Here is a 14,606-nt window from a genome sequence, read left to right as displayed (position 1 = left end):
AGGTGCTTGACGTAACGACAACGCTCCCATCTAAATTGAGCCGATGCCGCCAAGAGCGGCGGAGGCTGGAGGTCGCGGGAGCAAGAAGCCCGCGGGAGCAACTTGCAAACGGGAGGAAAACGATGCGCAAGTTTGTAACGACGACCGCGATTGCCGCGGTGATGATGACGCTGGGCGGCGGCGTTGCCGCACGCGCTGCGGAGAATGTGGAAGTCCTGCACTGGTGGACGTCCGGCGGCGAGGCTGCGGCGCTCGACGTGCTGAAGAAGGATCTCGAGTCCAAGGGCATCACCTGGACCGACATGCCGGTCGCCGGCGGCGGCGGCACCGAGGCCATGACCGTGCTGCGCGCCCGCGTCACAGCCGGCAACGCGCCGACGGCCGTGCAGATGCTCGGCTTCGACATCCTCGACTGGGCCAAGGAAGGCGCGCTCGGCAACCTCGACGAGGTCGCCGCCAAGGAGGGCTGGGACAAGGTCATCCCCGGCGCCCTGCAGCAGTTTTCCAAATATGATGGCCACTGGATCGCCGCACCGGTGAACGTCCACTCCACCAACTGGGTGTGGATCAACAAGGCCGCCCTCGACAAGGCCGGCGGCAAGGAGCCGCAGAACTGGGATGAACTGATCGCGCTGCTCGACAACTTCAAGGCCCAGGGCATCACCCCGATCGCCCATGGCGGCCAGCCCTGGCAGGATGCGACGATCTTCGACGCCGTCGTGCTCTCGCTCGGCAACGACTTCTACAAGAAGGCCTTCATCGACCTCGATTCCGAAGCGCTCGGCGGCGACCAGATGAAGGAAGCCTTCGACCGCATGACGAAGCTTCGCTCCTACGTCGACGACAACTTCTCCGGCCGCGACTGGAACCTGGCCTCGGCCATGGTCATCGAAAACAAGGCCGGCCTGCAGTTCATGGGCGACTGGGCCAAGGGCGAGTTCCTGAAGGCCGGCAAGAAGCCAGGTACCGACTTCGTGTGCATGCGCTTCCCCGGCACCCAGGGCTCGGTCACCTTCAACTCCGACCAGTTCGCGATGTTCAAGGTTTCGGCTGACAAGGTCCCCGCCCAGCTCGCCATGGCGTCCGCCATCGAGAGCCCGACCTTCCAGTCGGCCTTCAACGTGGTCAAGGGTTCGGTCCCGGCCCGCACCGACGTGCCGGACACCGCCTTCGACGATTGCGGCAAGAAGGGCATCAAGGACCTGGCCGAAGCCAATGCCAGCGGCACGCTCTACGGCTCGATGGCGCACGGCCACGCCAACCCGGCATCCGTGAAGAATGCGATCTACGACGTCGTGACGCGCCAGTTCAACGGCGAGCTCTCCTCCGAGGAAGCCACCAAGGAACTGGTCGCAGCCGTCGAGGGCGCGAAGTAAGCGGCGACTCACAGGGCCGGACTGCCTTGTATCCGTGCTGACGTCACCTCCCCCTGAGGGGGGAGGTGACCGCGAAGCGGCGGGTGGGGTGCCCCGCGGCAAACGCTGACGCCGAAAATGTCACCCCACCCCGGACCTGCGGTCCGACCCTCCCCCTCAAGGGGAGGGTGGGGCCAATCAAATACAACCTTTCAACGGTGGTAACGATCATGGATAGCCGCGCCCGGCTGCAGGAGCTTCTGCCGAAGCTCGTGCTCGCCCCCAGCTTCCTCATAGTCCTGGTGTTCGTCTACGGCTTCATCGCCTATACGGGCGTTCTATCGCTGACAGACAGCAAGATGCTGCCGTCCTACAATTTCGTGGGCCTGCAGAACTATGTCCGGCTCTGGTCGTTGCCGCACTGGTGGCGGGCGATCTCCAACCTGGCGATCTTCGCCTCGCTCTACATCGTCATCTGCAGCGTGCTCGGGCTCGGTCTGGCGATCCTGCTCGACCAGCGCATACGCATCGAAGGCGTGCTGCGGCCGATCTACCTCTACCCAATGGCGCTCTCCTTCATCGTCACCGGCACCGCCTGGAAATGGTTCCTCGACCCCGGCATCGGCCTTGAGAACACCATGCATCTCTGGGGCTGGGAGAGCTTCTCCTTCAACTGGATCAAGGACCGCAACTACGCGATCTACTGCGTCGTCATCGCCGCCGTCTGGCAGTCGTCGGGCTTCGTCATGGCGATGTTCCTGGCGGGGCTCCGGGGCGTCGACAACGAGATCATCAAGGCCGCCCAGATCGATGGCGCCACGACGACGACCGTCTACCGCCGCATCATCATCCCGCTGATGCGCCCGGTCTTCCTGTCTGCCTTCGTCGTGCTCGCGCACCTGGCGATCAAGGCCTACGACCTGATCATCGCCCTGACCGGCGGTGGCCCTGGACAGGCGACCGAACTGCCGGCCACCTTCATGTATTCCTACACCTTCACCCGCAACCAGATGGCGATCGGCGCCTCGTCGGCGATCATCATGCTGATCATGATCTTCTCGATCATCGTTCCCTATCTCTATTCCGAAATCCGCGGAGGCAAAGGCCGATGAGTGCTGCAAGCTCCGAAAACGTCATCACCCACGGTCGCCTGACGCGCGCGCTGCTCTACGCCGCGCTGCTGGTCTTTGCCTTCTATTACCTGCTGCCGCTCTACGTGATGGTGGTCAATTCGCTGAAGCCGCTGGAAGAAATCCGCCAGGGCGGCATGCTGAACCTGCCGCAGACCTGGACGATCGAGCCGTGGCTGTCGGCCTGGTCGACCGCCCAGATCGGCGTGCAGCCGACCGGCCTGCGCCCCTTCTTCATCAACTCGATCCTGATGGTGGTGCCCGCGGTGGCGATCTCCACCATCGTCGGCGCGCTGAACGGCTACGTGCTGACGAAATGGCAGTTCCGCGGCTCGAACGTCTTCTTCGGCATGTTGCTTCTGTCCTGCTTCATCCCGTTCCAGATCGTGCTGATTCCGATGGCCCGCATGCTCGGCCTGTTCGGCCTGGCCGGCACGATCTGGGGGCTGATCCTGGTGCACGTCATCTACGGCATCGGCTTCACGACCCTCTATTTCCGCAACTACTACGAGGCGTTTCCGACCGAACTGGTGCGCGCCGCCCAGATCGACGGGGCGAGCTTCTTCCAGATCTTCCGCCGCATCCTGCTGCCGTCATCCGGGCCGATCATCGTCGTCTCCGTCATCTGGCAGTTCACCAACATCTGGAACGACTTCCTGTTCGGCGCCTCCTTCTCCGGCCCCTACTCGACGCCGATGACGGTGGCACTGAACAACCTCGTCTCCTCATCGACGGGCGTGAAGGAATACAACGTCCATTTTGCCGGCGCGATCCTCGCAGCCCTTCCCACCCTCATCGTCTACATCGTCTCCGGTCGCTACTTCGTCCGCGGCCTGATGTCCGGCGCCGTGAAAGGATGACCGCAATGTCGTTTCTGAAGATCAGCAACCTTCGCAAGTCCTTCGGGTCGCTGGAGATCCTGAAGGACATCAACCTCGAGATCGAGCAGGGGGGCTTCCTGGTTCTGGTCGGCCCCTCCGGCTGCGGCAAGTCCACGCTGCTCAACACCATCGCCGGGCTCGAGCCGATCACCTCCGGCGACATCGCCATCGACGGCCGCTCGGTGGCGGGCCTGCACCCCTCCAAGCGCGACATCGCGATGGTGTTCCAGTCCTACGCGCTCTACCCGAACATGACGGTCGCCGGGAACATCGCGTTTGGCATGGAGATCCGCGGCGTGCCGAAGGTTGAGCGCGACAAGGCGATCAAGCAGGTCGCCGAGATGCTGCAGATCGGCCACCTGCTCGATCGCAAGCCGGGCCAGCTTTCCGGCGGCCAGCGCCAGCGTGTCGCCATGGGCCGGGCGCTGGTGCGCGATCCCAAACTGTTCCTGTTCGACGAGCCGCTGTCGAACCTCGACGCCAAGCTGCGCGTCGACATGCGCACCGAGATCAAGCGTCTGCACCAGCGCATGAAGACGACGATCGTCTACGTCACGCACGACCAGATCGAGGCGATGACGCTGGCGACGAAGATTGCCGTACTGAAGGACGGCGTGCTGCAGCAGTTCGGCACGCCGGCCGAGATCTACAACAACCCGGCCAACATGTTCGTCGCCGACTTCATGGGCTCGCCGGCGATGAACCTCCTGAAGGCGCGCATCGAAGGCGACGGCGGCGCGCTGGCCGTGTCGCTCGCCCGCCCCGAGGCCGAGCCGCTCCGGCTCGTCATCGACAACGCCCCGCAGGGGCTCGGCGCCTATCGCGGCCGGGAGGTGATCTTCGGCATCCGCCCCGAGGCGCTGACCGATCCCGAGGGCGCCGACCACAACGCCCGCACGATCGCGCAGGGCGATTGCCTGATCGAGGTGGTCGAGCCCGCTGGTGCCGACACCTTCGCGGTGACGCACCTCGGCGGCAAGGAGATCGTCGCCCGGCTTCGCGCCGACGCCCGCATCTCCGCCGGGCAGAAAGCGCGGCTCGCCTTCAATCTCGACAAGGCCGTGTTCTTCGACCCGGACAGCCAGCGCCGCATCGCCTGAGACGACAGCATGACCACGCAGCCCGACATCGTCATCATCGGCTCCGGCATCGGCGGCGCCACGATCGCAGCCGGCCTCGCCCCGACCGGCGCCGGCATCCTCATCCTGGAGGCCGGCGAGCGGATCGAGGACCGGCCGGAGAACCGCGACCAGCGCGCGATCTTCCAGCGCGGCCACTTCCGCCCGAAGGAGACCTGGTATGAGGCCGGCGGCGAGGGTTTCAACCCCGGCAACTACTACAATGTCGGCGGCAATTCGAAATTCTACGGCGCAGTGCTCGTGCGCTATCGCCGCGAGGATTTCCTGGAGATGCGCCACCGCGACGGCATCTCGCCGGCCTGGCCCTTCGCTTACGAGGAACTGGAGCCCTGGTACACCCGAGCCGAGCGGCTCTACCAGGTGCGCGGCACCCTCGGCGAGGATCCGACCGAGCCGGCGCACTCCGCACCCTACCCCTTCCCGCCCGTGCCCGACGAGCCGGCAATCGCGAAGGTGCGCAAGCGGCTCAAGGCCGCCGGCATGCACCCCTCTGCCCTACCGCTCGGCGTCGACATCGAGCGCTGGCTGAAGAAGGCGAAGACGCCGTGGGACGCACATCCCAACTGCGACGACGGCAAGATGGATGCCGAGAGCACCGCCCTTGCCGAGGCGCTGAAGCATCCGAACGTCCGGCTGCAGACCGGCAGCCGCGTCACCCGCCTCTACGCCGCCCCGCACGGTCGGACGATCACTACGGTGCGCTACATGAGAGACGGCGAAGAACACAGCGTCTCGCCGAAGCTCGTCATCCTTGCAGCCGGCGCGGTGCAGTCCGCCGCCCTGCTGCTGCGCTCGGCGAGCGACGCCTTCCCGCGCGGGCTTGCCAATTCCTCCGACCAGGTCGGCCGCAACTTCATGAACCACAATTCCAGCGCGGTGATCGCGATCTCGCCGCGCTATCGCAACGACTCGGTCTACCAGAAGACCTTCGGCTTCAATGACTTCTACCTTTCCGATGGCGCCGGCGGGCCGCCGCTCGGCAATGTCCAGTTGCTCGGCCGCGTCTCCGGCAAGATCCTCAAGGCCAACATGCCCAAGGTGCCGGAATGGCTGCTTGAGCGCGTCTCGCGGCATGCGATCGACTTCTACGCGATGAGCGAGGACCTGCCGCATCCCGAAAGCCGCATCACCGTCGACGGTGAGCGGATCGTGCTGAAATGGACGCGCACCAACTGGGACGCCCATCTCGAACTGGTGGCGAAGCTGAAGGCAGTGCTGAAGAAGGCCGGTTTCCCGATCGTGCTGTCGCGCGCCTTCGACAAGCGCACGCCCTCGCACCAGTGCGGCACCATCCGCATTGGCAGCGACCCGGCGACGGCGCCACTCGACGTCTACTGCCGCTCTTTCGATCACCCGAACCTGTTCGTCGTCGACGCCTCGTTCCTGCCGACCTCGGCCGCCGTCAACCCGGCGCTGACCGTCGCCGCCCAGGCGCTGCGCGTTGCCGACCACATCCGCACAAGGGAGCTTGCGGCATGACGGCGTCCTTTCGCTCGCTACGGCGCCACGCCGCCCGCCCCCTCGCCATCGTCACCGGTGGCCGCCGCGGCATCGGCTTGGGCATCGCGAAGGCGCTTGCCGCCGAGGGCTTCGACCTTGCCATAACCGGCATCGGCGAGGCGGACGCCAGCACCGACCGGATGCTCGCCGAACTGGGACAGGCAGGCGCAAAGGCTGTCTACTTCAAGGCAGACCTGGCCGATGTTGCCGGCCACACGGCAACGGTCGAAGCGATCATGAGCGCCTTCGGCCGCATCGATTGCCTCGTCAACAATGCCGGCATCGCCTCGGTGGCGCGCGGCGACTTCCTCGATCTCGAGCCGGAAAACTTCGACACGATCGTTGCCACCAACCTGCGCGGCACCGTCTTCTTCACCCAGGCGGTGGTGCGCGCCATGCTGCCCGCGCCCGCGGCCGGGCCGCGCGCCATCGTCAACATCACCTCCGTCTCGGCAACGATGAGTTCCCCGGAACGGCTCGACTACTGCATGACCAAGGCGGGGCTTGCGGCCTTCAGCCAGGGACTCGCGCTGCGGCTCGCCGAGACCGGAATTTCAGTGTTCGAGATCCGCCCCGGCATCATCCGCTCGGACATGACCGCAGGCGTCTCGGCGAAATACGACGCACTGATCGAAGGCGGGTTGGTGCCGATGAAGCGCTGGGGCGAGCCGGACGACATCGGCGCCGCCGTCGCAGCCCTCGCCTCCGGCCGCTTCGCCTTCGCCACCGGCTCGGTCATCGACCTGGACGGCGGGCTTTCGATCGGGCGGCTGTGAGCATGGGTTGGCCCCTCACCCCAGCCCTCTCCCCGCAAGCGGGGAGAGGGAGACGAGAGGGCACGGCAAATCCCTTCGCCCCGCTTGCGGGGAGAAGGTGCCGGCAGGCGGATGAGGGGCAACTCCCATCGCGCCGCGGCACCGAAACGTTCTGAGGAAACGTGCATGACCTACGACTACATCATCACCGGCGCCGGACCGGCCGGCTGCGTGCTCGCCAACCGCCTCAGCGAGGATGCAAGCGTGCGGGTGTTGCTGCTTGAGGCCGGCGGCGGCGACTGGAACCCGCTGTTCCACATGCCGGCGGGCTTTGCCAAGATGACCAAGGGCGTGGCCAGCTGGGGCTGGGAGACCGTGCCGCAGAAGCACATGAAGGGCCGGGTGCTGCGCTATACGCAAGCCAAGGTGATCGGCGGCGGCTCCTCGATCAACGCGCAGCTCTATACCCGCGGCAACGCCGCCGACTACGACCTCTGGGCGAGCGAGGACGGCTGCGAGGGCTGGGACTACCGCTCGGTGCTGCCCTATTTCAAGCGCGCCGAAGACAACCAGCGCTTCGCCGACGACTATCATGCCTATGGCGGCCCGCTCGGGGTCTCGATGCCGGTCTCCGGCCTGCCGATCTGCGACGCCTATATCCGCGCCGGCCAGGAGCTCGGCATTCCCTACAACCACGATTTCAACGGCCGCCAGCAGGCCGGCGTCGGCTTCTACCAGCTGACCCAGCGTAACCGCCGGCGTTCCTCGGCCTCGCTCGCCTACCTCTCGCCGATCAGGAAGCGCAAGAACCTGACGATCCGCACCGGCGCCCGCGTCGCCCGCATCGTGCTGGAGGGCACCCGCGCAGTCGGCGTCGAGGTCGTCACCGGTCGCGGCATCGAGACGATCCGGGCGGAACGCGAGGTGCTCGTCTCCTCGGGCGCCATCGGCTCGCCGAAGCTGCTGCTGCAATCCGGCATCGGCCCGGCCGACCACCTGAGAGAGGTCGGCGTCGACGTGAAGCACGATCTTCCCGGCGTCGGCTCCAACCTGCAGGACCACCTGGACCTGTTCGTCATCGCCGAATGCACCGGCGACCACACCTACGACAACGTGGCGAAGCTTCACCGCACGCTCTGGGCCGGGCTGCAATACGTGCTGTTTCGCTCCGGCCCCGTCGCCTCCTCGCTCTTCGAGACCGGCGGCTTCTGGTATGCCGATCCCGATGCCCGCTCCCCCGACATCCAGTTCCACCTCGGGCTTGGCTCCGGCATCGAGGCCGGCGTGGAAAAGCTGAAGAACGCCGGCGTCACGCTGAACTCCGCCTATCTGCACCCCCGCTCCCGCGGCACCGTGCGGCTGTCCTCGGCCGATCCGGCGGCCGCCCCGCTGATCGACCCGAACTACTGGGCCGACCCGCACGACCGCAAGATGTCGATCGAGGGCCTGAAGATCGCCCGCGAGATCATGCAGCAGGCGGCGCTGAAGCCCTTCGTGCTGGCCGAACGGCTGCCCGGCCCGAAATGCCTCACCGACGAGGACCTGTTCGACTATGGCTGCGCCAACGCCAAGACCGACCACCATCCCGTCGGCACCTGCAAGATGGGCACCGGGCCGGATGCGGTCGTCGGACTCGACCTGAAGGTGCGGGGGCTGGAAGGCCTGCGCGTCTGCGACTCCTCGGTGATGCCGCGGGTGCCATCCTGCAACACCAATGCACCGACGATCATGGTCGGCGAAAAGGGGGCTGACATAATCCGTGACTTTCAGCCGCTTCCGCCGCAGATTTTCGCCCATGAACGAAACGACACGCGGCCGCGCGCCCGTGCCGAGGTCCGATAGGAGCCCGCCTTGATCCGGCACTGCGTCTTCATCCGCTTCAAGCCCACCATCTCGCACGCACAGAAGGCCGAGATCTTCGACGAGATCGCCGCGCTGAAGGGCCGGCTGCCCGGCCTGCTGGCGGTGCATGTGGGTACGAATGTCAGCCCGGAAGTCGGCATGGACAAGGGCTTTTCCGACGGCTTCATCGTCGATTTCGACGACAGCTTCGCCCGTGACGCCTATCTGGCCGACGAGGAGCACCGCAAGACCGGAGCCAAGATCGTCGCCGCCGCGCTCGAGGGCGCCAAGGGCATCCTTGTCTATGACCTCGAAACCGAGGATTGAGCGCGCATGATCGACGATCCTCGCGCCTTCCTCGCCTGCCTTTTTGACGAAGCCGTCAAAGCGGCCGACCCGCTTGTTGCAATCTGCGCGCACCTTCCCGAAAGGCCGAAGGGCCGCACGGTCGTCGTCGGCGCCGGCAAGGCGGCAAGCCAGATGGCGGCGGCGCTGGAGGCCCTGTGGGAGGGGCCTCTCGAGGGGGTGGTCGTCGCCCAGCACGGTCCCGTCGCCGCCTGCCGGCAGATCGAGGTGCTGCAGGCCGCCCATCCGGTTCCGGACGCGGCGGGACTGGCGGCCTCTGCAAGACTGCTGCAGGCGGTCCGGGGCCTCACCGCGGACGACCTTGTCATCGCGCTGGTCTCCGGCGGCGGCTCGTCGCTGCTGCCCGCACCGGCGGGCGATCTCACGCTTGAGGACGAGATCGCCGTCAATCGCGCGCTGCTCGCCTCCGGCGCGCCGATTTCGGCGATGAACGTCGTGCGCAAGCACGTTTCGCGCATCAAGGGCGGCCGGCTTGCTCATGCCGCAGCCCCGGCTAAAGTGATCAGCCTGATCGTCTCCGACATTCCCGGCGACAACCCGGCCCATGTCGCCTCCGGCCCGACCGTTCCGGACGCTTCGACGCCCGGGGATGCGCTGGAGATCGTCCGCCAGTACCGCATGTCCCTGCCCGAGCGGGTGATGGCGCATCTGGCGTCCGACGCCGCGGCCGCCCCCGGCCCGGCCGATCCGGCCTTTGGCAATCATGAGCAGTACGTCATCGCGTCTGCCCGTGTCTCGCTGGAAGCCGCAGCCGACCGCGCCCGCGCCGCCGGGATCGAGAGCGTCATCCTGTCGGATGCCATCGAGGGCGAAGCGCGCGACATCGGCCTGATGCATGCTGCGATCGCCCGCGAGGTGCGCAGCCGCAACCGTCCCTTCCGCGTGCCGGTCCTCATCCTGTCTGGCGGCGAGACGACGGTGACGATCGGCGAGGGAAGCCATGGCAAGGGGGGGCGCAACAGCGAGTTCCTGCTGTCCTTCGCCGTCGCCATCGACGAGCTGCCCGATGTCCATGCCCTTGCTGCCGACACCGATGGCCGGGACGGTTCGGAGCACAATGCCGGGGCTTTCGCGGACGGTGATTCGGTCGCTCGCATGCGAGCCGCCGGCGAAAATCCGCGCGCGCGCCTGCTCGGCCACGACGCCTACACCGCCTTCGAGGCGATCGGCGACATCTTCACGACCGGGCCAACCGGCACGAATGTTAATGATTTCCGGGCGATACTGGTCCTTTGATCTCCTGTTCCGGACGGAAATGACCATGGCTCCCAACGACCTGCAAACCACCAAGCCTCGCGCCCGCGCGTTCGGCCTGCCCTTCTCCGGCCGCACGGGCGAATACAACGCCATTACCGACGTGGCCGGGATCGAAGTCGGCTTCCGTACGATTGTGGAGGACACGCCGCGGCCGGGACGGAAGCGCCCCGTCCGCACCGGTGTCACCGCCATTCTGCCCCATGCGGGTTCGCCCACCCCGGTGCCCGTCTATGCCGGCATCCATCGCTTCAACGGCAATGGGGAAATGACGGGAACCCACTGGATCGAGGATGGCGGCACTTTCGTCGGACCGGTGATGATCTCCAACACCCACGCCGTCGGCATGACCCACCACGCGACCGTCAAGTGGATGCTCGAGCGCTTTGCCTCGACCTACGACAGCGACGATTTTCTCTGGCTGATACCGGTGATCGCCGAGACCTACGACGGCGTCCTCAACGACATCAATGGTCTGCCATTAACCGAGGCCGACGTGTTTGCCGCCCTTAACAGCCTGGCCGCCGGTCCGGTGCAGGAGGGAAACTGCGGCGGCGGCACCGGCATGATCACCTACGGCTTCAAGGGCGGCACCGGCACCGCGTCACGCATTGTCTCCCTCGGCGGTGAGGACTACACAATCGGGACCCTGGTTCAGGCCAATCACGGCCAGCGCGATTGGCTGACGATCTGCGGCGTTCCCGTCGGACAGCACATGAAGGACGGAACCCCGCAAAGCCAGATGCAGGAGCGCGGCTCGATCATCGTCGTCATCGCCACCGACCTGCCTATGGCACCGCACCAGTTGAAGAGACTGGCGCGGCGCGCGGCGATCGGCATCGGCCGCAACGGCACGCCGGGCGGCAACAGCTCCGGCGACATCTTTCTCGCCTTCTCCACTGCCAATCCGCAACCGATGGCCCACCGCGCGCCGCCGCTCCTGAAGCTCGAAATCGTCAATGACGAGCAGCTCGACCCGGTCTACCTGGCGGCGGTCGACAGCGTCGACGAGGCGATCGTCAACGCCATGCTGGCAGCCGAAACGCTCGGCGGAACCGTCCATGACCGCTTCCTGATCGAGGCGATTCCGCACGATCTGCTGGCCAATGTGATGCGCAAATTTGGGCGCATGACGCGGTAGAACTCCGCCCAGCATTTGACGACGCTAATGTCTTCGGGTCGCGTTGGCCCGCGGGACGGGGTGAACTGTGGGCTCGCTACACCACGATCCCTCCGACCAAGCGCGGACGGATGGATCGTGGATCTTGTCAGTTACTCAAGGCGGCGAGCGTGTCGTCGAGCGCGTTGAGGAAATAATCGCAGTCCTCAGCACTGAAGGGCGCCGGCGGCTTGATTTTCAGCACGTTGTGGTGCGGTCCCTCGCTGCTCAAGAGGATGCGGTGCTTCCGCTTCATCTGCGCGATGACGGCTTCAAGCTCGCTTGCGGCGGGCTCCAGCGTCTCGCGATGGCGCACCAGCTCGATGCCGTTGAAGAGGCCGTGGCCGCGCACGTCGCCGATGATCGGATGGCGTGTGGCCAGTTCCCGGGCGCCCTCCATTAGCCGGTCGCCGATGACGCGACAGTGGTGCATCAGCCGCTCGTCCCGGATCACGTCGAGCACCGCAAGGCCGATCTCGGCCGAGACGGGATTGCCGCCGAAGGTGTTGAAGTATTCCATGCCGTTGGCGAAGGCCGCGGCGACGGCCTCCGTGGTGACGACCGCGGCCATCGGGTGGCCGTTGCCGATCGGCTTGCCCATGGTGACGATGTCCGGCACCACCCCTTGCGTCTCGTGCGCCCACATGTGGCTGCCGACCCGGCCGAAGCCGACCTGCACCTCGTCGGCCAGGCACAGGCCGCCAGCGGCGCGCACATGGGCATAGGCCTCCTTCAGATAGCCGGCCGGCAGGGTCAGCTGCCCGCCGGTGCCGAGAATGCCCTCGCTGAAGAACAGCGCCGGCCGGCGCCCTTCCGCTGCGAGTGCTGCCACCTGGTTGCGCACGTCCTCGGCATATTTGCGACCGGCGCTTTCGTCGCCGTAGCGGAAGCGGCCGCGATAGAGGTCGGGCATCTCCGCGACGCGCACATGTGCCGGTCTCCCCTCCCCGCCCTTGCCGGCGAACTTGTAGGGACTGACGTCGATCAGGCTCGTCAGATGGCCATGATAGGCGTGGTCGACAGTGATGATGTCGCGGTTGCCGGTATAGGCGCGCGCCAGGCGGATCGCCAGGTCATTCGCCTCGCTGCCGGAGTTGACGAAGAAGCAGACATTGAGCGGATCGGGAAACAGCGCCGCCAGCCTGCGCGAATATTCGACCAGAGAATCGTGCAGGTAGCGCGAGTTGGTGTTGAGCCTGGCCAACTGCGTTTGCGCCGCCCTGACCACGCGCGGGTGGCAGTGGCCGACGTGGCAGACGTTGTTGACCATGTCGAGCCAGCGCGTGCCGTCCTCGTCGATCAGGTAGGTACCCTCGCCGCCGACGATCTTCAGCGGGGCGTCCGAATAGGCGATGCTCAACGACCGGCCGATACGGCGATGGCGCTCTCGGACGAGGAAACTCTTGTCGCGCGCGACGATCACCGAGGCGGGCACGGAATAGCCGAGAATGACGCTCGGATCCGGGCTGATGGCGCGCCAGACCTGCCACTGGTTGCGCACGCCGACGCCGTGCATCCGCGCCTCAAGACCGAGATGGTCGGTGACGATCTGGAAATGCAGGTGCGGCGACCAGTTGCCGTTTTCAGAGGCCGCACCGAAGGCGCAAAACGCCTCGCCGGCGCCTATGGTCTGGCCGATCGACAGCCTTGCGACGCTGTCGCGCGACAGGTGGCCGTAGAGCGTCCAGAAGACATCGCCGTCGTCGGTTGCGTGTTCGAGCAGAACGGTCGGGCCAAAGCCGAAGGGAACCGCGTCGTCATAGATGAACGCGACCTTGCCCGAAAACGGCGCGTGCACCGGCTCGTGGGCCGGCGCGAAGATGTCGACGCCGAGATGCACGGTGCGGCGGGCGCCCGGGGAGGCGGTCTCGAAGGCGTCGCCCTTGTAGATGACGCGGTCCTCGCCGTAGAGGCCGATGGCGAAATCGGCGCCGTGCTCGGCCACACGCTGATCGACCAGCGCCTCGGCGCCGGCGGCGTCGAGTGTTGCCCAGGCCTGCGCATCCGGCCCATGAGCCGTGAGGTCCAGAGCCAGCACCTTCGGCCGGGCGATGGCGGGGCGCACGATCGGATGGAACGTATGCGCATTGCGCTCCAGCCAGCGTTCGACCCGGGGCGCATGCGCAATCGGCGCGAAGCCGCAGGCGTCGCGAATGCGGGCAATGGCAACGCACCGGTTTTCCCGCTGCAGCCGCTGCAATTCACGCCAGACGTCGTCCTGGCTGACCAGCAGATAAGTGTTTTCCGGATTGTCGCGGATCTGTCTTGCGGCCATGCACATGCTGACCGCATAGCGGGTGCAGACGAGATCGAAGATCAGTTCCGCCTCGACCTCGCCGATCGGGTTGACGGCGTGATAGGCCGCCGCGAGCCGGGCGATCGTCTCGACGGGATCGGCCGTGCCGATCAGCGCATAGGCGCCGGCCACGGCGATCTCGATCACGCGCCATGTCTCGACCATGTCGCCGAAATCGAGCAGGCCGCTGACGCGCCCCTTGTCGTCGAGCAGGACGTTATAGTCGTTGGCGTCGTTGTGGATGATTTGTCGCGGGCAGGTTTCGAGGCGCGGAAGCACATCCGTGCCGAAGCGCTCGAGGATGCCGCGGGCGGTCTTCCGCCGTTCGGCGTCCTCGATGAGACCGACGTTCTCCAGATGCATCCCGGCACGCCCGATATCCCAGGCGTAGTGGCGAACGGCAGCGGGATGATTAAAGCTCTCGAGGCTCCGGTCCAGTTCGCCGAGCAGGCGGCCGAGCGTTTCGACGCTCTCGTTGCCACGTGCCGCAGAGCGCGACCAGACTTCACCGGGCAGCCAGGTCAGCAGCCGCGCGACCCGCTCCCCGCGCACAAGCGCCGCGGTGATCGCGGCGCCGTTCACGTCGGGCAGCGCGCGCGAGACCGGCAGTTCCGGCGCGACATGGGCAAGATGATCGAGGACGGCCATTTGCATTGCCAGTTCAAGGGGCGCGCCTGGAGCATGCAGCTTGAGCAGAAACGCCTCGCCGCTCGTCACGCGGACGCGGTAGTTGAGGTCGTGTTCACCAGGAAGGGCCGTCACCTCGCCTGCCATGCCATAGTTGTCGCGAAGCAACGCGTCTATCGCCTCGGCCTCGTGGCTGAGTTCGTTCTTTGCGTCCGTCATTCCGTTGTCCCCTCCCCGTCATTGCGCAATTCTGCACACCCTAGCCATGCTCAACGCCGCCTTCGAGCAGAGATATTTGGATA

The 14,606-nt window shown here is 66.2% G+C and carries 11 protein-coding genes; 10 read left to right on the top strand and 1 reads right to left on the bottom strand.

Annotation, left to right across the window (positions count from 1 at the left end; genetic code table 11):
- Window positions 1-122: 122 nt before the first annotated feature.
- The 10 genes from JNC62_RS07685 to JNC62_RS07640 all read left to right on the top strand — a co-directional run bounded on the left by JNC62_RS07685 (window position 123) and on the right by JNC62_RS07640 (window position 11,363).
- Window positions 123-1,376: an ABC transporter substrate-binding protein gene (locus JNC62_RS07685; protein ID WP_374837516.1), complete on the top strand. Its 1,254-nt coding sequence runs from the start codon at window positions 123-125 to the stop codon at window positions 1,374-1,376.
- A gap of 209 nt (window positions 1,377-1,585) precedes the next feature.
- The gene (locus tag JNC62_RS07680; RefSeq protein WP_374837514.1) at window positions 1,586-2,467 is read left to right on the top strand and encodes a carbohydrate ABC transporter permease; all 882 of its coding nucleotides are present in this window, start codon (window positions 1,586-1,588) and stop codon (window positions 2,465-2,467) included.
- Entirely contained in the window at window positions 2,464-3,345 is an 882-nt protein-coding gene (locus tag JNC62_RS07675; RefSeq protein ID WP_374837512.1) for a carbohydrate ABC transporter permease, read from the top strand. The genes JNC62_RS07680 and JNC62_RS07675 overlap by 4 nt, the downstream gene beginning before the upstream one ends.
- Window positions 3,346-3,350: 5 nt before the next feature.
- On the top strand, window positions 3,351-4,466 hold the full coding sequence (locus tag JNC62_RS07670) for an ABC transporter ATP-binding protein (protein WP_374837510.1): 1,116 nt from the start codon (window positions 3,351-3,353) through the stop codon (window positions 4,464-4,466).
- A 9-nt stretch (window positions 4,467-4,475) separates the two neighbouring features.
- Window positions 4,476-5,984: a GMC oxidoreductase gene (locus JNC62_RS07665; protein WP_374837509.1), complete on the top strand. Its 1,509-nt coding sequence runs from the start codon at window positions 4,476-4,478 to the stop codon at window positions 5,982-5,984.
- A complete protein-coding gene (locus tag JNC62_RS07660) occupies window positions 5,981-6,781 on the top strand; it encodes a 3-ketoacyl-ACP reductase (protein ID WP_374837507.1) in 801 nt (266 codons plus the stop codon). Before JNC62_RS07665 ends, JNC62_RS07660 begins: the two co-directional genes overlap by 4 nt.
- A 165-nt stretch (window positions 6,782-6,946) precedes the next feature.
- A complete protein-coding gene (locus JNC62_RS07655; protein ID WP_374837505.1) occupies window positions 6,947-8,602 on the top strand; it encodes a GMC family oxidoreductase in 1,656 nt (551 codons plus the stop codon).
- 9 nt (window positions 8,603-8,611) lie between these two features.
- Window positions 8,612-8,929: a Dabb family protein gene (locus JNC62_RS07650; protein WP_374837503.1), complete on the top strand. Its 318-nt coding sequence runs from the start codon at window positions 8,612-8,614 to the stop codon at window positions 8,927-8,929.
- 6 nt (window positions 8,930-8,935) lie between these two features.
- A complete protein-coding gene (locus tag JNC62_RS07645) occupies window positions 8,936-10,204 on the top strand; it encodes a glycerate kinase type-2 family protein (protein WP_374837501.1) in 1,269 nt (422 codons plus the stop codon).
- Window positions 10,205-10,229: 25 nt separating this feature from the next.
- A complete protein-coding gene (locus tag JNC62_RS07640) occupies window positions 10,230-11,363 on the top strand; it encodes a DmpA family aminopeptidase (RefSeq protein ID WP_374837500.1) in 1,134 nt (377 codons plus the stop codon).
- Window positions 11,364-11,490: 127 nt separating this feature from the next.
- Here JNC62_RS07640 and JNC62_RS07635 read toward each other — a convergent pair whose 3' ends face one another.
- Window positions 11,491-14,523 (bottom strand): aminotransferase class III-fold pyridoxal phosphate-dependent enzyme, encoded by a 3,033-nt coding sequence (locus JNC62_RS07635; RefSeq protein ID WP_374837499.1) that lies wholly within the window; start codon window positions 14,521-14,523, stop codon window positions 11,491-11,493.
- Window positions 14,524-14,606: the final 83 nt, after the last annotated feature.

The sequence above is a fragment of the Mycoplana ramosa genome (genome assembly GCF_041930185.1).
Taxonomy (GTDB): Bacteria; Pseudomonadota; Alphaproteobacteria; order Rhizobiales; family Rhizobiaceae; genus Mycoplana; species Mycoplana ramosa.
The sequence above is the reverse complement of the archived record's forward strand: the minus strand, read 5'-3'. Positions and strand labels throughout refer to the sequence as shown.